This window comes from Brevundimonas goettingensis, assembly GCF_017487405.1.
Taxonomy (GTDB): domain Bacteria; phylum Pseudomonadota; class Alphaproteobacteria; order Caulobacterales; family Caulobacteraceae; genus Brevundimonas; species Brevundimonas goettingensis.
Map to the genome: position 1 here is coordinate 945,184 of NZ_CP062222.1, position 16,171 is coordinate 961,354.

The 16,171-nt window shown below is 65.5% G+C and carries 15 protein-coding genes; 5 read left to right on the plus strand and 10 right to left on the minus strand.

Features of this window, described 5'->3' with window-relative positions; translation table 11 throughout:
• Positions 1 to 79: 79 nt before the first annotated feature.
• From IFJ75_RS04790 to IFJ75_RS04820, 7 genes are all read right to left on the minus strand, one after another.
• Positions 80 to 1,678 carry a methyl-accepting chemotaxis protein gene (locus IFJ75_RS04790; RefSeq protein ID WP_207931499.1) on the minus strand — a complete coding sequence of 533 codons (1,599 nt, stop codon included), beginning with the start codon at positions 1,676 to 1,678 and terminating at the stop codon, positions 80 to 82.
• A gap of 8 nt (positions 1,679 to 1,686) precedes the next feature.
• Positions 1,687 to 1,995 carry a hypothetical protein gene (locus tag IFJ75_RS04795; protein WP_207931500.1) on the minus strand — a complete coding sequence of 103 codons (309 nt, stop codon included), beginning with the start codon at positions 1,993 to 1,995 and terminating at the stop codon, positions 1,687 to 1,689.
• A 268-nt stretch (positions 1,996 to 2,263) separates the two neighbouring features.
• Entirely contained in the window at positions 2,264 to 2,650 is a 387-nt protein-coding gene (locus IFJ75_RS04800) for a hypothetical protein (protein ID WP_207931501.1), read from the minus strand.
• Positions 2,651 to 2,703: 53 nt separating this feature from the next.
• Entirely contained in the window at positions 2,704 to 4,170 is a 1,467-nt protein-coding gene (locus IFJ75_RS04805; protein ID WP_207931502.1) for a S41 family peptidase, read from the minus strand.
• 35 nt (positions 4,171 to 4,205) lie between these two features.
• Complete coding sequence (locus IFJ75_RS04810) at positions 4,206 to 5,303, minus strand: AraC family transcriptional regulator (protein WP_225897088.1); 1,098 nt, start codon at positions 5,301 to 5,303, stop codon at positions 4,206 to 4,208.
• A 239-nt stretch (positions 5,304 to 5,542) separates the two neighbouring features.
• Complete coding sequence (locus IFJ75_RS04815) at positions 5,543 to 6,493, minus strand: histone deacetylase family protein (RefSeq protein WP_207932470.1); 951 nt, start codon at positions 6,491 to 6,493, stop codon at positions 5,543 to 5,545.
• A gap of 255 nt (positions 6,494 to 6,748) precedes the next feature.
• Positions 6,749 to 7,786 (minus strand): alpha/beta hydrolase, encoded by a 1,038-nt coding sequence (locus IFJ75_RS04820; protein WP_207931504.1) that lies wholly within the window; start codon positions 7,784 to 7,786, stop codon positions 6,749 to 6,751.
• 143 nt (positions 7,787 to 7,929) lie between these two features.
• Here IFJ75_RS04820 and IFJ75_RS04825 point away from each other — a divergent pair, with 143 nt between their 5' ends.
• The 3 genes from IFJ75_RS04825 (at position 7,930) to IFJ75_RS04835 (ending at position 10,949) form a co-directional block, all read left to right on the plus strand.
• Positions 7,930 to 8,817 (plus strand): SDR family oxidoreductase, encoded by an 888-nt coding sequence (locus IFJ75_RS04825; RefSeq protein ID WP_207931505.1) that lies wholly within the window; start codon positions 7,930 to 7,932, stop codon positions 8,815 to 8,817.
• 58 nt (positions 8,818 to 8,875) lie between these two features.
• Positions 8,876 to 9,439: a type 1 glutamine amidotransferase domain-containing protein gene (locus tag IFJ75_RS04830; RefSeq protein ID WP_207931506.1), complete on the plus strand. Its 564-nt coding sequence runs from the start codon at positions 8,876 to 8,878 to the stop codon at positions 9,437 to 9,439.
• 1,171 nt (positions 9,440 to 10,610) lie between these two features.
• Entirely contained in the window at positions 10,611 to 10,949 is a 339-nt protein-coding gene (locus tag IFJ75_RS04835) for a response regulator (RefSeq protein WP_207931507.1), read from the plus strand.
• Positions 10,950 to 11,085: 136 nt separating this feature from the next.
• Here the strand turns inward: IFJ75_RS04835 and IFJ75_RS04840 are convergent, their stop codons facing one another.
• Together IFJ75_RS04840 and IFJ75_RS04845 are read right to left on the minus strand one after the other, a co-directional pair.
• Positions 11,086 to 12,600 carry an ATP-binding protein gene (locus tag IFJ75_RS04840; protein WP_207931508.1) on the minus strand — a complete coding sequence of 505 codons (1,515 nt, stop codon included), beginning with the start codon at positions 12,598 to 12,600 and terminating at the stop codon, positions 11,086 to 11,088.
• A gap of 155 nt (positions 12,601 to 12,755) precedes the next feature.
• Positions 12,756 to 14,252: an ATPase domain-containing protein gene (locus tag IFJ75_RS04845; protein WP_207931509.1), complete on the minus strand. Its 1,497-nt coding sequence runs from the start codon at positions 14,250 to 14,252 to the stop codon at positions 12,756 to 12,758.
• 258 nt (positions 14,253 to 14,510) lie between these two features.
• Here IFJ75_RS04845 and IFJ75_RS04850 point away from each other — a divergent pair, with 258 nt between their 5' ends.
• Complete coding sequence (locus tag IFJ75_RS04850) at positions 14,511 to 14,741, plus strand: hypothetical protein (protein ID WP_207931510.1); 231 nt, start codon at positions 14,511 to 14,513, stop codon at positions 14,739 to 14,741.
• 4 nt (positions 14,742 to 14,745) lie between these two features.
• Positions 14,746 to 15,324, plus strand: a complete 579-nt coding sequence (locus IFJ75_RS04855; protein WP_225896997.1) for a peptidase S14 — start codon at positions 14,746 to 14,748, stop codon at positions 15,322 to 15,324.
• Between the two features lie 30 nt (positions 15,325 to 15,354).
• On the opposite strand, the gene IFJ75_RS04860 is transcribed toward IFJ75_RS04855, so the two are convergent.
• On the minus strand, positions 15,355 to 16,170 hold the full coding sequence (locus tag IFJ75_RS04860) for a transglutaminase-like domain-containing protein (protein WP_207931511.1): 816 nt from the start codon (positions 16,168 to 16,170) through the stop codon (positions 15,355 to 15,357).
• Position 16,171: the final 1 nt, after the last annotated feature.

The following is a 16,171-nucleotide window of genomic DNA, read 5'->3' on the forward strand; positions in this document are numbered from 1 at the left end:
CAGTCGGCCGAAATCGGTCAGTACGATCAAGCCCTTCGGGACTTGTGGCCGTTCATGAGATGGCCTCCAGGATGCCAGGTCATGCGGCCAGGGTGGTCGCTCCAGATCGGTCCTCAAGTCTGAAGCGGGACACCAGGGCAGCCAGGCGGGCTGCGTCCCGGGTCAGGCCCTCGCAGGCGGCGGTCGATTGCTCGACCATGGCGGCGTTCTGCTGAGTGGCCTGGTCCATGCCGACGACGGCATTGTTGATCTCGGCGACGGCGGTCGCCTGCTCACGCGTAGAGGCCGCGATCTGGGCGACGAAGCCGCCGATCTCGCCCACGCCTGTGGCGATGGCGTTCAGGGCCGTTCCGGTGCGCCCGACCAGAACCACCCCGTTGCGGACCTGATTCCGGCTGGTGGAGATCAGCCCCTTGATGTCTCGAGCGGCTTCGGCCGAGCGCTGGGCAAGAGCCCGCACTTCGGAGGCTACGACGGCGAAGCCACGCCCGGCGTCGCCGGCCCGGGCGGCCTCGACCCCCGCGTTCAGCGCTAGCAAATTGGTCTGGAAGGCGATCTCGTCGATCATGCCGATGATCTGGCTGATCTGTTCGGACGAGGACTCGATCTCATCCATCGCCGCGATTGCCTCTCTGACCACCGGCCCGCTGGCCTCGACCTCCGCCTCGGCACGGGCCATGGAGACTGAGGCCTGATCGGCCCCGGCGGCCGACAACTTGATCGTCGCGGCGACCTCTTCCAAGGCGGCGGCGGTCTCTTCCAGGGTCGCGGCCTGATGCTCCGTGCGGCGCGACAGGTCGTCGGCGGCCTGGCTGATCTCGGCAGTCTCGCCAGCGATGCCGTGGACGTTGCCGCCGATCTCGCTGATGGCTTGATGCAGGGCCGTCATGGCCGAGTTGAAGTCGTTCTGAAGCTTGACGTAGGCCTCGGGGAAGCGGCCGGGAATGCGGTAGTCGAGACGTCCTTCGGCCAAGGCGCTCAGGCCCTCCGCGGTGCGGGCGACAACCTCGGCCTGTTCGCGCGCGGCCTCGCGATCACGTGCGGCCGACGCGGCCGTCTGACGGTCATTCTCGGCGCGGATGCATTCGGCTTCGGCGCCTGCGGCCAGGGCCTCGCCCGTGGCGGCCTCGGCAGCCGAACGGCTCTCGTCGTTGATAGCGAACATCATGGTGACGCTTGCTGCGCTCCACATCAGCACCACCGCCTCGACGACGAGGATGACGGCGTGCAGCACGACCCGGGCCAGACTGGCCGAGCCCGGGAAGACCATGTCCGGCAGGACGAAGCTGAGCACCAGATGATGTACCGCCACGGTCGCAGCGCCGACCAGAATCACCCGCCAGTCACAATGGATGATCAGGACGGCCAAGGCGGCGAAATAGACCATGTGCAGGTCGATCTGCCAGGGATGGCCGGCGCCGGCGGCCACCAGAACCGACGCCTGGGCCATCAGCAGGATCGCGGCCAGAGTCCGGCCCATCGACCCGTCGCCCGCCACCTTCCACACGCCGGTCTGGAGCGCGGCCAGGGCGAGTGCGGCCAGGGCAGTGGGCGCCGGCACGGGGCTGAGCCAGAAGGCGGCGCCGACCGACACGGCGCAGAGGAGCCAGCCGAGGCCGAGAACGGTGTGGGCGCCGAGTTGTCTTTGATGGGCGAGGGTGGAAGCCTGAAAAATCATGGCGGACCTCAGGAGGCGCAGGTGACAAGGCGAGGATCGAGGAGGATCCAGGCGCCAGCTTCGCGGAGTTGATGGTGCAGGGTTGCGCCGCCGGTCACGTTGATGACAGCGGGCAGCCTGCCCGGGCGGGCGGTCATGGCGAGATCCGCGACCGCAGTCTCGACGCGCTGGCGGCTCCACCAGAGGGGGAACACCGCGGCTGCGGCAAAGGGCTGGGTCGGACGTGCGGCCGCCGCCAAAGGCAGTAGCAGGCTCGCCAACATGACGGCTCCGATCGCCGTCGCGCGAAACAGGGTGTGAGGGAGGCGTGAGGACATGGGCGCGAACCAGATATCGTGCGCCCAATTGCCGAGGCCCGATTTACCAAACGGTGAAACCGGGGGGCAGTATATTCGCCTATACAGTCAGCTGAGTTGCGGCCCGCAGACACGCAGCTGACCACGCCGTCGGAGAGGCGCGGGTGGCGAAGCCAGCCGGCCTTGCCTGCCGATGCTCTACCGACTTTCTGCGACCTGGTGCGGAGGCAGGCCGCTAGGCGGCGCGCGTGGCTACGAGACGACAGGCGGCGTTTCCCGGTCCGCCACATCAACGCTTTGAGACGGCGGTCGCCGCCTGGGCCTGCGCGTTCCAGATGAAGACAAAGTTGCGGTGCTCGGCCCAGGTCTGGCCTTCGACATGGTCGCCGACGAGGCAGGCGGCGGTGTGATAGGGGGCGACGCCATCGGTGGTGCGGAAGGAAACGCATAGGCGCCCGTTCTGGACTTTCCAGCGCCCGGCCTCGATCGCGCTTTCGTAGAAGTCGCCGGTGACCGTTCCGTCAGCCGCCAGAGCGAGGGTCATGGGTTTCAGATAAGGCTCGGCCGGGTTGGTGGACAGATCGACGGTCCACTCGCCCGTGAGCGCCTCCCGGGACGGCGGCGACGGGAAGGCCTGGGCAAGCATTGCGGCGGCGGCGCAAGCGATGATCAGCATGAAAGAGTCTCCTCGAATACGGGCCTGTCGGTGACGTGAGACCCTGGCGTCGGTCAAGCCGTCAGGCGCGCGATTGCGGCGGTCATTTGCGGGTCGCGGCCGAGACGGATATCGTCGGCCGTCGTCGGAACGGCGAGGTCGGGAAGGATGGCGGCGTCCGGTTGGGGCGTTGACGGGAAGCTGGCGATCAACGGCAGATCAACCTCCAGACCGGAAGCGGGCAGTTGGAGAAAAAAGAAGGCGCCACCGTTGATGCCACGCCGGTTGCCGCCCGTCGGCTGGCCGATCAGGGTCGCGAGGCCGTTCTCCTGAACGGCCTGGGCGAAGCCGAAGGTGGCCGAACTGTTGGAGGCGTCGCAGAGGACAGCGACCATGCCGGCGAAGCGCGTGCCTTGCGGCCGGATCACCGTGCCGTCGTCGCCGTCATCGTAGCGGGTCAGCCGGTAGAACCCGGGTCGATCCGCCGAAGGCTGAGCCTTGTCGCCCCAGTCGAGGAAGCTGCGATCCCAGGTGTGGAGGTAGGGGCGAACCGCCTCCGGTGCGCTCCGGTAGCGGGTCCAGCGCTGATTTCGCGACAGGGGAAGATCCCGGTCGATCAACCGGGTCAGGATAACGTGGCCGCAGTCCAGGCCGCCCTCGTTGCCGCGCAGGTCTATGATGAGACCCTTGGCGCCGTCGTGCGTGAGATCGTCCATGACCTGACCCAGCCAGGCTTCCCAGGCGAACGTCGACCCGTAGAGGGCCCAGTTGGCCGTGGTGAGGACATGGATGCCGTCGGGCCGTTTCTCCAGCGTCCAGGGATTGGCGTCGCCGGAGGGATCCGCCGAGGGCGCCAGGCGGCTGCGTCGGTCCGCGAGCGTGACCAGGGCAGCCCGAACGATCCGTCCGTCTCCGAGTTCGAAATCCGCATGGCTCTCAAGCGGCAGAATGAGCGGCAGGTGGATGTCGAAGGTCTCGAACCGGTCCTCGCCCCGGACCTCCATCAGATTGATCCGCTTGGGATCGTTGTGGCCGTCGGCCCGGGCCAGGGCAATCAGACCGCCGAGGAGATCCGAGGTCGGGACGCCGTTCACGGCTGTGATCACGCTTCCGCGGGGCAGGGTGCCTTCGGGGGTGTGGTCGTCCGTAACCACAATACGACCATCGATCCATCGGAAACGGAACGGGACGAGCGACCGGTCCGGATAGAGGGCCGCGACCATGGCGTCCGAGCCGTTGTAGGGGCTGGGATAGGTATGGCCGCACCGGATGGAGGCTGTGACCCTTGTCAGGGCGAGAAACCGATCGCGGAAGGATCCCGGCGTCCTCCAGGCATGGGCCAGACCGTCGAGACGCGCACTGATCTCTTCAGGTGTGCTGTAGCGATACAGGCCGGGATGCATGGCCTCCCAGGTCTGGCGCAGGATGGCAACGTCGCCGCTCCAGTCATCCGTGACAGATCGCGCCTGGACCGGGGTCGCCGCGGCGAGAGCAGCGCTTCCGGAGAGTTGCAGAAGGCGGCGGCGGTTCAGCGACGGCATGGCGATCCTCGAAGGCTGCCGCAGGGTGTGGGACTTCAGGCGTCTGCGCGCCTCAGATCCGGCATCAAAGGTGAAAAGTCAGGATTTGAGACCTGCCGGCGATACGCAGACGGCGCCATCCCGTAACGGGCGTGGAAGGCGCGATTGAAACTCGCCTTTGAGGCGAACCCCATCTCGAACGCCAGATCGAGAAGGTCGGCTTTCGGTCGGATCGTGATGGCGTCGGCCACGGCTTCGGCCCGAAGTCCGTTGATGAAGACCGAGAAGTTGACCTCTAGGCCCAGATTGATCGCTCGCGAGAGCCGTCCACTGTTGGTCCCGAGCCTTCGCGCAAGCCCGGGCAGGGTCAGGTCCGGCTCCCGCCACCAGCCCTCCGCTCGTGTCCGGTCTGCGATCTCCCCGGCGATGAGGCGCCAATCGGTGGGCGCGCGGGCGGGCGCCGCTTTCGGTTCGGGTAATCGGTCAAGAGCGCGGAGGGGCGGTGGCAGGCCCGCCTGGCGCAAGCCTGCGACGCCGAGATACAGACCGAGGCCGCCGAGGGCGAGGTAGAGACCGGTCTCCTGGAAATAGTCGATCCCGCCGGTCGCCGTCGACCAGAGCCAGAAGGCGACTTCGACGAGCAGGCTGAAGACGATGGCGGCCCGGACGCGCGACAGCCAGCGTGCGGCATACTGGTCGTCGTCGCTGCGCTCGTCCGCCAGCCGGGCGCGGTAGCGTTTGAGCACCGGACCGATCGCCAGAGCATAGCCGGCGAGGCTGGTGAGCGTCAGAGCGCTGAAGACGGGCGAGACGACCGCGTCATGGCCACCGGTGTACCAGGCCCATTTTCGTCCGATGGGCAGCAGGAAGCAGATCGTGAAATAGGCGGCCTGGACAAGCGGCGGCGCGAAATGCCAGAGCAGACGGCGCGAGACCCGGTTCTCTTCCAGAGCGCTGGCATAGGCGAAGAGCAGCGGTCCCAAAGCCAAAGGGATCGCGAAAGGCGCGAAGGTCAGCCCGCGCCAGGCGTCATAGGCGCCGGCGAAGCCGATGGCGTAAGGAATCAACAGACCGGCGATCACCACGAGGGTCGCGGCGAGGAGGCGGTTGGCGGCCTTCTGTACAGGCGCGATCGCGAGCGCGGCGGCGAGCACGAACAACTGCAGGACCATCAGGCCGAGAACTGCAGTTCTCCATCCGAGGAAAAGGTGCGTCGCGACCATGCTGAAGGCTAGGCGCGACAGGGGGGCGGCGAAAGGGGATGCCACGCAAATCCTTGACCCGGAGCGTGGAGACCTCCTCGGCAAACCGTCAACGCGGCCCGTGGGGCCATCGCAAAAAGGACCCTCGACGCGGTCGCCGACGGCCCTTCCCCTGGCTTCAACGCCGGAGGTCAGTCACGTGGGGCCGCCGGTCGCGCCCGACCACTTCGCCAGGCGTCAGCGGCGGCGCGGTGCAGGATGGCATGGCGATGCGCCAGCCTGTCGATGTCGTCGTCGTAGCCGCCGCCGATGACGCCTACGACCGGCGTGGCAGGCAGACAGGTCTCCAGAACATAGGCGTCGCGCGCGGCGAGACCTTCGTCACTCAAGGCCAGCCTGCCGAGACGGTCGCTCACGTGCGGGTCGACGCCAGCGATGTAGAAGGTGAGGTCCGGTGCGACGCGCTGGAGCAGGACAGGAAGGATTGCTCGCAGTTCGGCCAGGTAGGCATCGTCGCCGGTTCCATCCGGCAGGTCGATGTCCAGATCGCCGGGGCCGCGTCGCACGGGATAGTTCTTTTCGCCGTGCATGGAGAAGGTGAAGACCCGCGGTTCGTGCTCGAAGATGAAGGCGGTCCCGTCGCCCTGGTGGACGTCCAGGTCGACAACGAGCGCCTGCCGGATCTCGCCGGCGTCGATCATCGCGCGGGCGACGACGCCGATGTCGTTGAAGACGCAGAAGCCCGCGCCGCCGTTCGGCCCGGCATGGTGACTGCCGCCTGCAGTGTTACAGGCAAGACCATGGCGAAGCGCCAGACGCGCCGCCAACAGGGTGCCGCCGACTGCGGCCTGGGCGCGTTCCGAGACGCCGCGGGTGACCGGCATGCCGATGATCCGCTCGACCTGCGGAGGAACTTCGGCGTTCAGCACCTGGCGCACATAGCCTGGGTCGTGCACGGCGGCGAGCATATCGAAGCTGGCGGGGACGGGGATGTGAAACCCCCCGGGTCCGACCAGCCTCTCCTCTTCCAACACCTGAGCCAGTCGAGCGTATTTGTGCATGGGGAAGCGGTGACCCGGCGGCATCGGAGCACTGTAGGCCGGGTGGTAGACGACCGGAGGAAGAGGGCGAGAAGGGGCCATGTTCGTTGGGTGACAACACTCTGACGACTGGGAGGCTGCATCTCCTTCGATCGCAATCAACAGGTCGGCTTGCCCCTGCATTCCAGTTTCCGCAAGTGGCCCATTCGCAGCCCAGGCACAACGCCGGGATTCTCGGATGGAGGAGCGAGAACGAACGGTCTCGAATACCGCTCCGAACTCGCCGCCGCCGATCTCGAAGGGAAGCCTGCGGAGGCGTGGCCGTCGCCCCTGCCTCCGCAGCAGGATTATGCGCAATCAGATCGGCAGGATCGCCGTGCCGAACGCCTTCTTCAGGTCATGCGCGGCGAACTGCTGGGCGACAGCAGCGTCGGGCACAACCAGACCCATGCCGAAGAACTCGTGGGTCGAGCCGTTGAAGGTCTTGGCCCGGGTATCGACGCCTGCGGCTTCCAGCTTCTCCGCGAGTTGCTCCCCCTCGGTGCGCAGGGGGTCGATTTCGGCGGTAATGACGGTGGAGGAGGGCAGGCCGCGCAGATCGGCGGCGCCCACGACGTTGACCCGGGGATCGGCGGTCTCGCCCTGGTCGGCAAAGGTGTGTTTCACGAACCATTCGATCATCGGCTTGTTGAGGGGCTTGGCCGTGGCGTTCTCGACATAGCTCTCGGTGTTCAGGTCATTGCCGACGAGAGGGTAGACCAGAACCTGGTGGGCCGGGGCCTGCAGCCCCTGGTCCCGCGCCGCGATCGAGACGTTGATCGCCAGATTGCCGCCGGCGCTTTCGCCCATTACCGCCACCTTGCGCGGATCGCCACCGAGGGTCTGGGCGTTGGCCAGCGCCCATTTCCAGGCCGCGACGGCGTCATCATGGGCGGCCGGAAACTGGTGCTCGGGCGCCTGGCGATAGTGGACCGACAGGACCACGACGTCAGCGAATCGGCTGATCCCGCGAGGACCGCCGTCATAGACGTCGAGGTCGGCGATGACGAAGCCGCCGCCGTGGAAATAGACGACCAGAGGCTTGAGGTCCTTGCTGTCGAGGTCGGGGCTGTAGATGCGGGCCTGCAGCGGACCCGCCGCGCCTTCGATGGTGATGTCGCGGGTCTGGATGCCCAGCGTCGGATCTTTATCCTTGATCGTTTCGCGCAGAATCTTCTTCACCGCATCGGTCGGGGTCGGCTGCAGCCGCGCTTCCTGTGGCGACAGGGTCTCGATGGGTTTGCCGCCGAGGCCGGCGAGGGCGTCGAGTACCTTGCCCATCATCATGTCGGGTTTGGCGGGAGAGGTGCGCGGCTGATCGTCGTGGCGACCAAGAACCTTGTCGAGAATGGACATTGTGAACTCGTGTGTTGTGGATGAGCGAATTCAAGCGCTTGGCGGTGAGTTCGTTCCTGCGTTCGGAACCGGACGGAGAGCGCCTTGCTGCGGAACCGGCGAAGCGCCGGGCGGTTGAAGCGAACCAGACCGGAGTGATGCCCATGGCCGACGCCTCCAACCCTACGCCCCGTTATCCGACCCCGCCGTTTGCGGACCAGAAGCAGCCCTGGCCGGGGCTGGCCTCGAAGATGGAGCCGCGGCCGGACCACGGCGAAACCAGCTACCGGGGCTCGGGCCGTCTCGCGGGCAAGCGCGCGCTGATCACCGGCGGCGACAGCGGCATCGGACGCGCCGCGGCCATCGCCTTCGCGCGCGAGGGCGCCGATGTGGTCATCAACCACCTGCCCGAGGAAGAGCCGGACGCGCGCGAGGTCATCGACCTGATCACCGCAGAAGGCCGCAAAGGGGTGTCGATCCGGGGCGACCTGCGCGACAAGGCCTTCTGCCGCCGGCTGGTCTCGGAGGCGGCCGAGGCCCTCGGCGGGCTCGACATCCTGGTCAACAACGCCGCTCGCCAGCAGACGCGCCCGTCCATCGCCGACATCAGCGCCGAGGACTTCGACGCGACCTTCAAAACCAACGTCTATGCGCCCTTCTGGCTGTCCAAAGCCGCGCTGGAAATCATGGCGGAGGGGGCGGTGATCGTGAACACCGCTTCCGAACAGGCGGGCGATCCGTCGGAGGACATCATGGACTATGCCATGACCCGTGCGGCGATGCTCAACTTTACCAAGGGTTTGGCGACCCAGTTGGCGCCGAAGGGCATCCGGGTCAACGCCGTTGCCCCGGGACCCTTCTGGACTCCGCTTCAGGTCAGCGGCGGCGCCACCCCGGAGAAGCTGAAGAATTTCGGCGCCTCCAGCCCCTTCGGGCGGCCCGGCCAGCCGGCCGAGATCGCGGGCCTCTATGTCGCCGCCGCCGATCCGGCGCTCAGCTATTCGACGGGTCAGATCTTCGCGGCGACCGGCGGCAATCGCCAACCGGCTTGAGATCGCCCTTCAAACCCGAACACCAGCGCCAGAGAGCGCGATCAGAGAGGAACAGACGATGGCTGGAAAGCTGAACGGAAAACGCGTGGCGGTGCTGGCCACCGACGGCTTCGAACAGGTCGAACTGACCACGCCGGTCGAGGCGTTGAAGGCCGAAGGGGCGACGGTGGAGGTCGTCTCACTCAAGGCCGGTGAGATCCAGGGCTTCAAGCACCATGACAAGGCCGACAAGACTAGGGTGGACCAGACCCTCGATGAGGCGTCTACGAGGAACTATGACGCTCTGGTCCTGCCCGGTGGCGTGATCAACCCGGACGCCCTGCGGCTGGAACCGCTGGCCATCGCCTTCATCGCCGACATCCATGCCGCCGGAAAGCCGATCGGAGCCATCTGTCACGGGCCGTGGACGCTCATCAACGCCGGGGCGCTGGACGGACGCCGGGTCACGTCCTGGCCGTCCCTGGAAGCGGACCTTCGCAACGCCGGCGCGGACTGGGTGGACGAGGAGGTCGTGGTCGATCAGGGTCTCGTTACGTCACGCAAGCCGGACGATCTCCCAGCCTTCTGCGCCAAGCTCATCGAAGAGATCGCAGAGGGTGCTCATCGTCCCGAGCCTGCGTGAGCAGGTCATTACAGAGGCATCCGCTGGGAACAACCGAGGCGCAGCCAGGTTCAGGGTGGCGGATCTCGTCATTCTCGACGCGAACCCGATCGAAAGCACCGCCAACCTGCATGCCATCCATCCGGTGGTTCGCGATGGCCGATACTATTCCCGCGAAGATCTCGCCGACCTTCGGCGCAGAGTTGCTGCCGGGGGCGGCCCGACGTCCGGTTCAGCGGAGTAGACCTTCGCCTGATCCGATCTCAATCGAGTAATGCCGTCTCGGCGGCTCGGTAGGTCCCTCCGCCGACCGGTGACCACACCGCAGTCTCTTGGGACGGCAACTGGCTAGGCGTTGTGCTGCGTAGGCTGGCTTGCCTGGCAGGGCCTCATGCTCCGCGACGGCCGACGAAGCCAACGCGACCTCGTCGAAGGTCTCTCCGGCTCACGGAGGCCTTGGCCGATCCGGTTGCTCCAGCACATCGTCGAGGTCCTGAAGGTCATTTCTCCGGCGCCGAGTTGGGGAGACGCATGATCGGCTATCGAAGCGCACCTCAGCGTGTTCCGCGAGTTTCCCCAAGGAAATCCCCTCGCCGATGGTACGGTGTCGAGCTTCGCCGCTCGGCAACATTGAGGTCGGGTCCGATCTCGCTTGACGGCGCGCTGCGGGCGCTCCCAGGTCCGGACCGTCACGGCGCCCCGGGTGGTAAGCGATGCTCAACAGGGTGCCGGGGTGGAGCAGTAGAATCAATTGGGCCGATGGCGATATGAAGAGATGAGATTCGCATTCGCGACTCGATTTCGGTGTAACTCGACATCGAAATTGGCGTTGATGTGCCAAATGGTGCCGAAAGATAGCGTCATCACCGAAATTTTATATCGCTATATTCTTTAATGTTTTCAAGAGCGATAAATATGATCGGTCTTCTCTTCGGTTTCATTGTGGGTCATTCCGAAAAACCGAAGAAAACACAACGCGCTAAACGGTTGTAAGTAATCGAGTGGGAATAATTCGGGGCTCTCGGAGCTTTTCGATATCGCTTCCGATTTGGTCGCGAAGTTCCTTTCGTGCTCTCTCGCTACCTCTTCGGAGGCTTCGCGAGGGTGTGTCGGTAGCTGGGACGGCACGGGCGCCCATTGTGGCGCCCGGCGATGGCCCATACTGTCAGCACCAAGGTGCCCGTCTGACGGTATGGAAACGGCAGAAGTCTCTGACTTCCCTGTAGATGCACTGCATCACATCGGGTGTTTGACCTACGAGGCCGCGGAGACCGAAACCGCGTTGGCGCTGCTTGAACGTCACCCTGAAATCTCGGTTCTGTTCACCGACATCAACATGCCCGGCATACGCGACGGCCTTGCCCTGGCGGGTGAGACATACCGGCAGCGACCGGACGTTCGAGTGATCATCACCTCCGGCCAGGAGCATCCCACGCAGGCGCAGATGCCCCCTGACGGCCGATTTATCGCCAAGCCGTATAATATGGACGTCATCACCGAAATGGTCCGCGCGTTCCCGCGGGACGGCTAGGCTCGCGTCGCTTTCCGTGTTCTGAGAGCGGTGCGATAGCTTGAGGGGCACCGGCCGCGGTTTCGAAATCTTCTCGCAGGCGATGCGCCTGACCGGGCGGTACCGCGAGCCTTCGGCAAGGTTGACGGCACCCGCGTCAGGAAAGCGCCGAAGCGAGTTTGTGCGCCAGTTCAACCCTGTCGAACGGCTTGTGAACAATCGCTTCCTCAGGGGTCGACGCCAGGGCCTGGGCGTCCGCGTAGCCGGTGGCGAACAGAATGGGCAGACCAGGCCTGCGACCAGAGAGTTCGCGCGCCACGTCGCCGCCGTTCATCCCGGGCATGGCGAAGTCGAGAACGACCGCCCGGATGTCCGCACGGGTGTCGAAAAGGTCCAGGGCCGCTCCGCCGCTCCCTGCCTCAACGACTCCATAGCCGAGGTCTTTCAGTATATCCGCCGTGACCCCGCGAACCGCCTCGTCGTCGTCAACCACAAGAATAGTCAAGCCATCTGAGGGCGCGGCTGGCGCGATCGCCGCTGATGTGTCCTTCCAGGCGGGACTGGCATGGGTGCGAGGCAGGAAGACGCGAATGGTCGTACCCTGGCCAACGCTGGTTTCGATCGTGACGCCGCCTCCCGACTGCTTGGCCAGACCGTAGACCTGGCTCAGACCCAGTCCCGACCCCTTGCCCACCGCCTTCGTGGTGAAGAAGGGTTCGAAAACCTTGGCCAGCACTTCGGACGGCATGCCGGAGCCGTTATCGGATACCGACACCATGACATGTTCGCCCGCCGGCGGCTCTTCGGGGCTTTGCGGTGCAGAGCGCGTGACGTTCCCGGTGGCGATCTGCAACGTTCCGCCGACGTCCATGGCGTCGCGAGCGTTGATGGCCAGATTGAGAATGACCAGTTCAATCTGGGTCGGGTCGATCATCGCCGCCCAAAGGCCCTCGGCCAGATCCGGTTCGAGGATGTGCACGCTGCCGCCGATCGTACTCTGGAGAAGGTCGCCCATGCCGCGCACCGTCTCGTTCAGATCGACGGCGCGGGGCTCAAGCTTCTGTCGGCGGGAGAAGGCGAGCATCTGGGCCGTCAGCTGGGCGCCGCGCCGCGACGCTTCGTGCATCATGGCCAGGCGCCGCTGGATGGCCGGGTCGTCGATACGCTTCTGCAACTGTTCGACGTTGCCGATGACCACCGTGAGCAGATTGTTGAAGTCGTGGGCGATGCCCGAGGTCAGCTGTCCCACGGCGTCAAGGCGCTGGGTCTGACGCAAGGCGGCTTCCGCCTTCTCCCGCTCGGCGATTTGGGCCGCTAGCTGCCGGTTCGCGGCCTCGAGTTCTGCAGTGCGTTCAACGACGCGGCCTTCCAGCAGAAGTTCGCCGCGGCGGATTTCCTCCATGCGCTCGCGGGCTTCATACTGACGGCTGCGCCCGCGCAGGGCCGTTCGCACGGCGCTGACCAGGGTCGTCGGATGAAAGGGCCGCTCAAGGAAGCCGACGTTGCCCAGAGTCCTGGAAAGCCGCTGAACGAGCGGGTTTCGCTCCACACTGCCGCCACGCTGCGTCAGGATCAAAAACGGAAAGTCGGACCAGGACGGCTGCTCCCCGATCCAGGTTGAAAGACCGCTGAGGTCGGCGGAACGGAGCGCGTCTTCCACGATGATCGCCATGCCGGCGCCCTCGTTCATCCGAACCAGCAAATCGTCCAGGTCACGGCAAGGCAGGGCAGGACAGTCGGCCTCACCCAGGATGGTGGTCGCTATTGCGCTGTCACGGCCGGAAGGAGTGAGGACAAGCGATCGAAGTGAGAGGCCGCCGCCGCTGCTCATGCGGACGGATCACCCATAAGACCGGACCCCGGGCCGACGAAGTTGGGGACGCCGCGCAACACACCCTGGAAGTCATTCAGAGGCGCGCCGAGGGTCAGACCTTTGGCGCCGATGCTGAACTCGCGGATGGTGGTCTCATGCTCGCCGGCCCGCTTCTTGATCACCGAGACAGCGCGACGAACCTGGCCCCGCGCTTCGAAGTAACGCAGCAGGATCACCGTATCAGCCAGATAGGTGACGTCGATCGGGGCCTTCATTTCGCCCACGAGGCCATGCTGGGCGACGGTCAGATAAGTCGAGGCGCCCTGACGGTTCAGATACTGCAGAAGCTCGTGGATATGCAGGACGAGGAACTGCTCCTGGGGCATCGCGGCCTGATACCCGTTGAGGCTGTCGATCACGACCGTCTGGATGTTTTGGGCCGAGACACAGGAACGGACGCGGGAGGCGAACTCGCCGGGCGAGAGTTCGGCAGCGTCGACCTGTTCGATGATCAGCTTGCCGTCCGCCTCCATCGATCGCAGGTCGATGCCGAGCTTGGCCATCCTGTCGTAAAGCAGTCCGAGTTCCTCGTCGAAGACGAACAGGGCGGCCTTTTCACCGCGCTGCACGGCCGCAACGGCGAAGTTGATCGTAAAAAGCGACTTGCCGGTGCCGGCGGGCCCGAGGATCAGGGCGCTGGAGCCGCGTTCCACGCCGCCTCCGAGGAGATCGTCCAGTTCGGCCAGGCCGCTCGACATCGGATCGCGGGCGAAGGCGGAATGGTGTTCCGAAGCGACGATGCGGGGATAGACCTCGAGCCCACCGGTCTTGATGGTGAAATCGTGGTAGCCGCCGCGGAAACGTCGGCCCCGATACTTGATGACCCGCACCCGCCGTCGCTCCGCGCCGTACTCGGGGGCGAGTTCCTGCAACTGGACGACGCCGTGGGCGACGCTGTGAACAGTCTTGTCGTTAATGTCGGTGGTCAGATCGTCAAGAAGAAGCACGGTGGCGCCGTGTTTGGCGAAATAGTGCTTCAGGGCCAGCACCTGGCGGCGGTAGCGCAGTGAGCTTTGCGCCAGTAGCCGGATTTCTGAAAGGCTGTCGATCACGACGCGGCGCGGAACATGGCGTTCCACCGACTCGAAGATCATGCGCGTGGTTTCGCCCAATTCGAGGTCGGAGGAGTACAGCAGGCTCTGCTGCTGCTGCTCGTCCAGCAAACTCTCCGGGGGCACCAGTTCGAAGATCTCGACGCCTTCAAGGTCCCAGCCGTGGGAGCGGGCCGTACTGCGGAGTTCTTCCTCGGTTTCCGAAAGGGTGATGTAGAGGCCGCGTTCCTTCAGGCGCGCGCCCTCCAGCAGAAACTTCATAGCCGCTGTGGTCTTGCCGGTGCCGGGTGCGCCTTCCAGCAAATAGACGCGTTCACGCTCCAGGCCGCCGACGAGAATGTCATCGAGGCCCGGGACGCCAAAGGCGGCCTCGGCCCTCTCGATAGTGGTTTTAGGCACCTAAAGGTCCTTCTGCTGCATAGCTGTAATGCGCGTCCGACCAGATGGTTACAAGCTGCCGCAGACCTGGTGTCAGGCGAAACCTCGGCGGGTGTAAAGGGCTCCGTTTAGCCCTATCGGTTCGATGCGCGGCCAAGGCTGTCCAGACGGAGAACGCTATCGGACACAGCGGCCCGGAAATGCGCCAGAGGCTGGTAGGGCGGATGGAAGCGGCCTATGCCGCCATTCCCTGAAACGGAATGTGGAGAAGGGCCCTCGATGGATCGAGATCGAAAACGCCAGATTCTCGCCGCCGAGAACACCGCGCGTCTGGCGCGAGCGCTCGCCGCCGAAGGCGTCTATGTCGTGGGCGATCTTCACCCGCATGGCCTTGATCTCAGGGCTCCGGACGATCCCGCGGCTGATCGCAAATCCGGTCCTTCCGCCGCCGAGCCCGAGGTCACGACGGAACCCGTCGATCCGACAGACGCTTCGCCGTCCCCGGAGTGACGAGATGACCATGGACTGGAACGAGACCCTGAGCCCCAAGGCGTTCGATGCGCCGCGGATTCTGCTGGCCGGTCCGGTCGGCTACGACATGTACCACCGCTTTCGGGATCAGTTCGCCGTGGCGCCGGCGACGGGTCTGGTGGTGATCGAGCTGTCGACCCTCGGCGGGGACCCCGAGGTGGCGCGGATGATGGGCGAGGACGTTCGCTTTCACAGCGAACTGTCTGCCGAGCGCCGCTTCGTCTTTCTCGGCAAGGCGGCCATCTATTCGGCCGGTGCGACCTTCATGAGCTTCTTCGCGCGCGGAAACCGCTACCTCACGCGCGGGACCCGGCTGATGATCCACGAGCGCAAGCTGTGCAAGACGCTGGAGATCAACGGGCCGCTGACCACCTGCATCGCCGGGGTGAAGGCGGCGCTGCACGAGATCGAACACTCGATCGCGATCCAGAACGAGGGCTTTGAAAACCTGATCGCCGGATCGCAGGTGACCATGGACGAGGTCCTGAGGCGCGCGCCGGAGAACTGGTATCTCGAAGCCCAGGAGGCGAAGGCGCTGGGGCTCATCCAGGATGTGATCTGATCACGCTCCGCGCCGATCGGCCGTCGGTCGTCAGGGAACGGACTGCACCTCTTCCGTCACCACCTTGAACCGGGTCAGGGTCGCCTGACCGAAGGCGGTGGTCAGGGCCGCATCGACCGCGTCCCGCCCCCGGGCCATGACGATCCGGCCGATGCGGGGCCTGTTGTGGCGGGCGTCGAAGGTGCGCCAGGCCCCGCCCAGATAGACTTCGAACCAGGCCGAGAAATCCATGGGCGCGTCAATCGGCGGAATGCCGATGTCGCCCAGATAGCCAGTACAGTAGCGGGCGGGAATATTCATGCAGCGGCACAGGGTGATGGCCAGGTGGGCGAAGTCCCGGCAGACGCCGGCGCGCTCATCGTGAGCCTCGTAGGCCGTCTTGGTCGCCCGGGCGTGATGGTAGCCGAAGGCGATCCGCTCATGGGTATAGTCGACGATGGCCTGGACCCGCGCCCAGCCGGGCTCGGTGTGGCCGAAGGCGGCCCAGGCGGCGTCCAGCATCCGGTCCGTCTCGCAGTAGCGGCTGGCGAGGAGATAGACGAGCACGTCCTCCGGCAGATCCTCGACCGGATGCTGGATCGCGTCGGCAACCACCGGGTCGGGCTGGCCGGAGTCCTCGACGACGAAGTCGCAGGAAAGATCAAGGCCGCCCGCCGGCAAGGTGAAGCGACTGACCACATTGCCGAAGCTGTCCGCATACTCGAACATCGGCACGTCGGGCGAGGCAACGATCCGGTGCGGGGTGCGCAGGTCGTGGTGGCGCGAGGGATGCAGGCTCAACAGGGCCAGCATCGGCGTCGGGCGGTCGGTCTCGAAGCGGATGTCGTATCCGACGCGGATGAGCATG

What these genes read in the sequence shown, in the direction of transcription:
- IFJ75_RS04840 (WP_207931508.1), bottom strand. Translation starts at nt 12,600, where the DNA reads ATGGCGATCATCGTGGAAGACGCGCTCCGTTCCGCCGACCTCAGCGGT.
- IFJ75_RS04790 (WP_207931499.1), bottom strand. Translation starts at nt 1,678, where the DNA reads ATGATTTTTCAGGCTTCCACCCTCGCCCATCAAAGACAACTCGGCGCC.
- IFJ75_RS04820 (WP_207931504.1), bottom strand. Translation starts at nt 7,786, where the DNA reads ATGTCCATTCTCGACAAGGTTCTTGGTCGCCACGACGATCAGCCGCGC.
- IFJ75_RS04830 (WP_207931506.1), top strand. Translation starts at nt 8,876, where the DNA reads ATGGCTGGAAAGCTGAACGGAAAACGCGTGGCGGTGCTGGCCACCGAC.
- IFJ75_RS04805 (WP_207931502.1), bottom strand. Translation starts at nt 4,170, where the DNA reads ATGCCGTCGCTGAACCGCCGCCGCCTTCTGCAACTCTCCGGAAGCGCT.
- IFJ75_RS04795 (WP_207931500.1), bottom strand. Translation starts at nt 1,995, where the DNA reads ATGTCCTCACGCCTCCCTCACACCCTGTTTCGCGCGACGGCGATCGGA.
- IFJ75_RS04850 (WP_207931510.1), top strand. Translation starts at nt 14,511, where the DNA reads ATGGATCGAGATCGAAAACGCCAGATTCTCGCCGCCGAGAACACCGCG.
- IFJ75_RS04815 (WP_207932470.1), bottom strand. Translation starts at nt 6,493, where the DNA reads ATGGCCCCTTCTCGCCCTCTTCCTCCGGTCGTCTACCACCCGGCCTAC.
- IFJ75_RS04825 (WP_207931505.1), top strand. Translation starts at nt 7,930, where the DNA reads ATGGCCGACGCCTCCAACCCTACGCCCCGTTATCCGACCCCGCCGTTT.
- IFJ75_RS04860 (WP_207931511.1), bottom strand. Translation starts at nt 16,170, where the DNA reads ATGCTCATCCGCGTCGGATACGACATCCGCTTCGAGACCGACCGCCCG.
- IFJ75_RS04800 (WP_207931501.1), bottom strand. Translation starts at nt 2,650, where the DNA reads ATGCTGATCATCGCTTGCGCCGCCGCCGCAATGCTTGCCCAGGCCTTC.
- IFJ75_RS04855 (WP_225896997.1), top strand. Translation starts at nt 14,746, where the DNA reads ATGACCATGGACTGGAACGAGACCCTGAGCCCCAAGGCGTTCGATGCG.
- IFJ75_RS04835 (WP_207931507.1), top strand. Translation starts at nt 10,611, where the DNA reads ATGGAAACGGCAGAAGTCTCTGACTTCCCTGTAGATGCACTGCATCAC.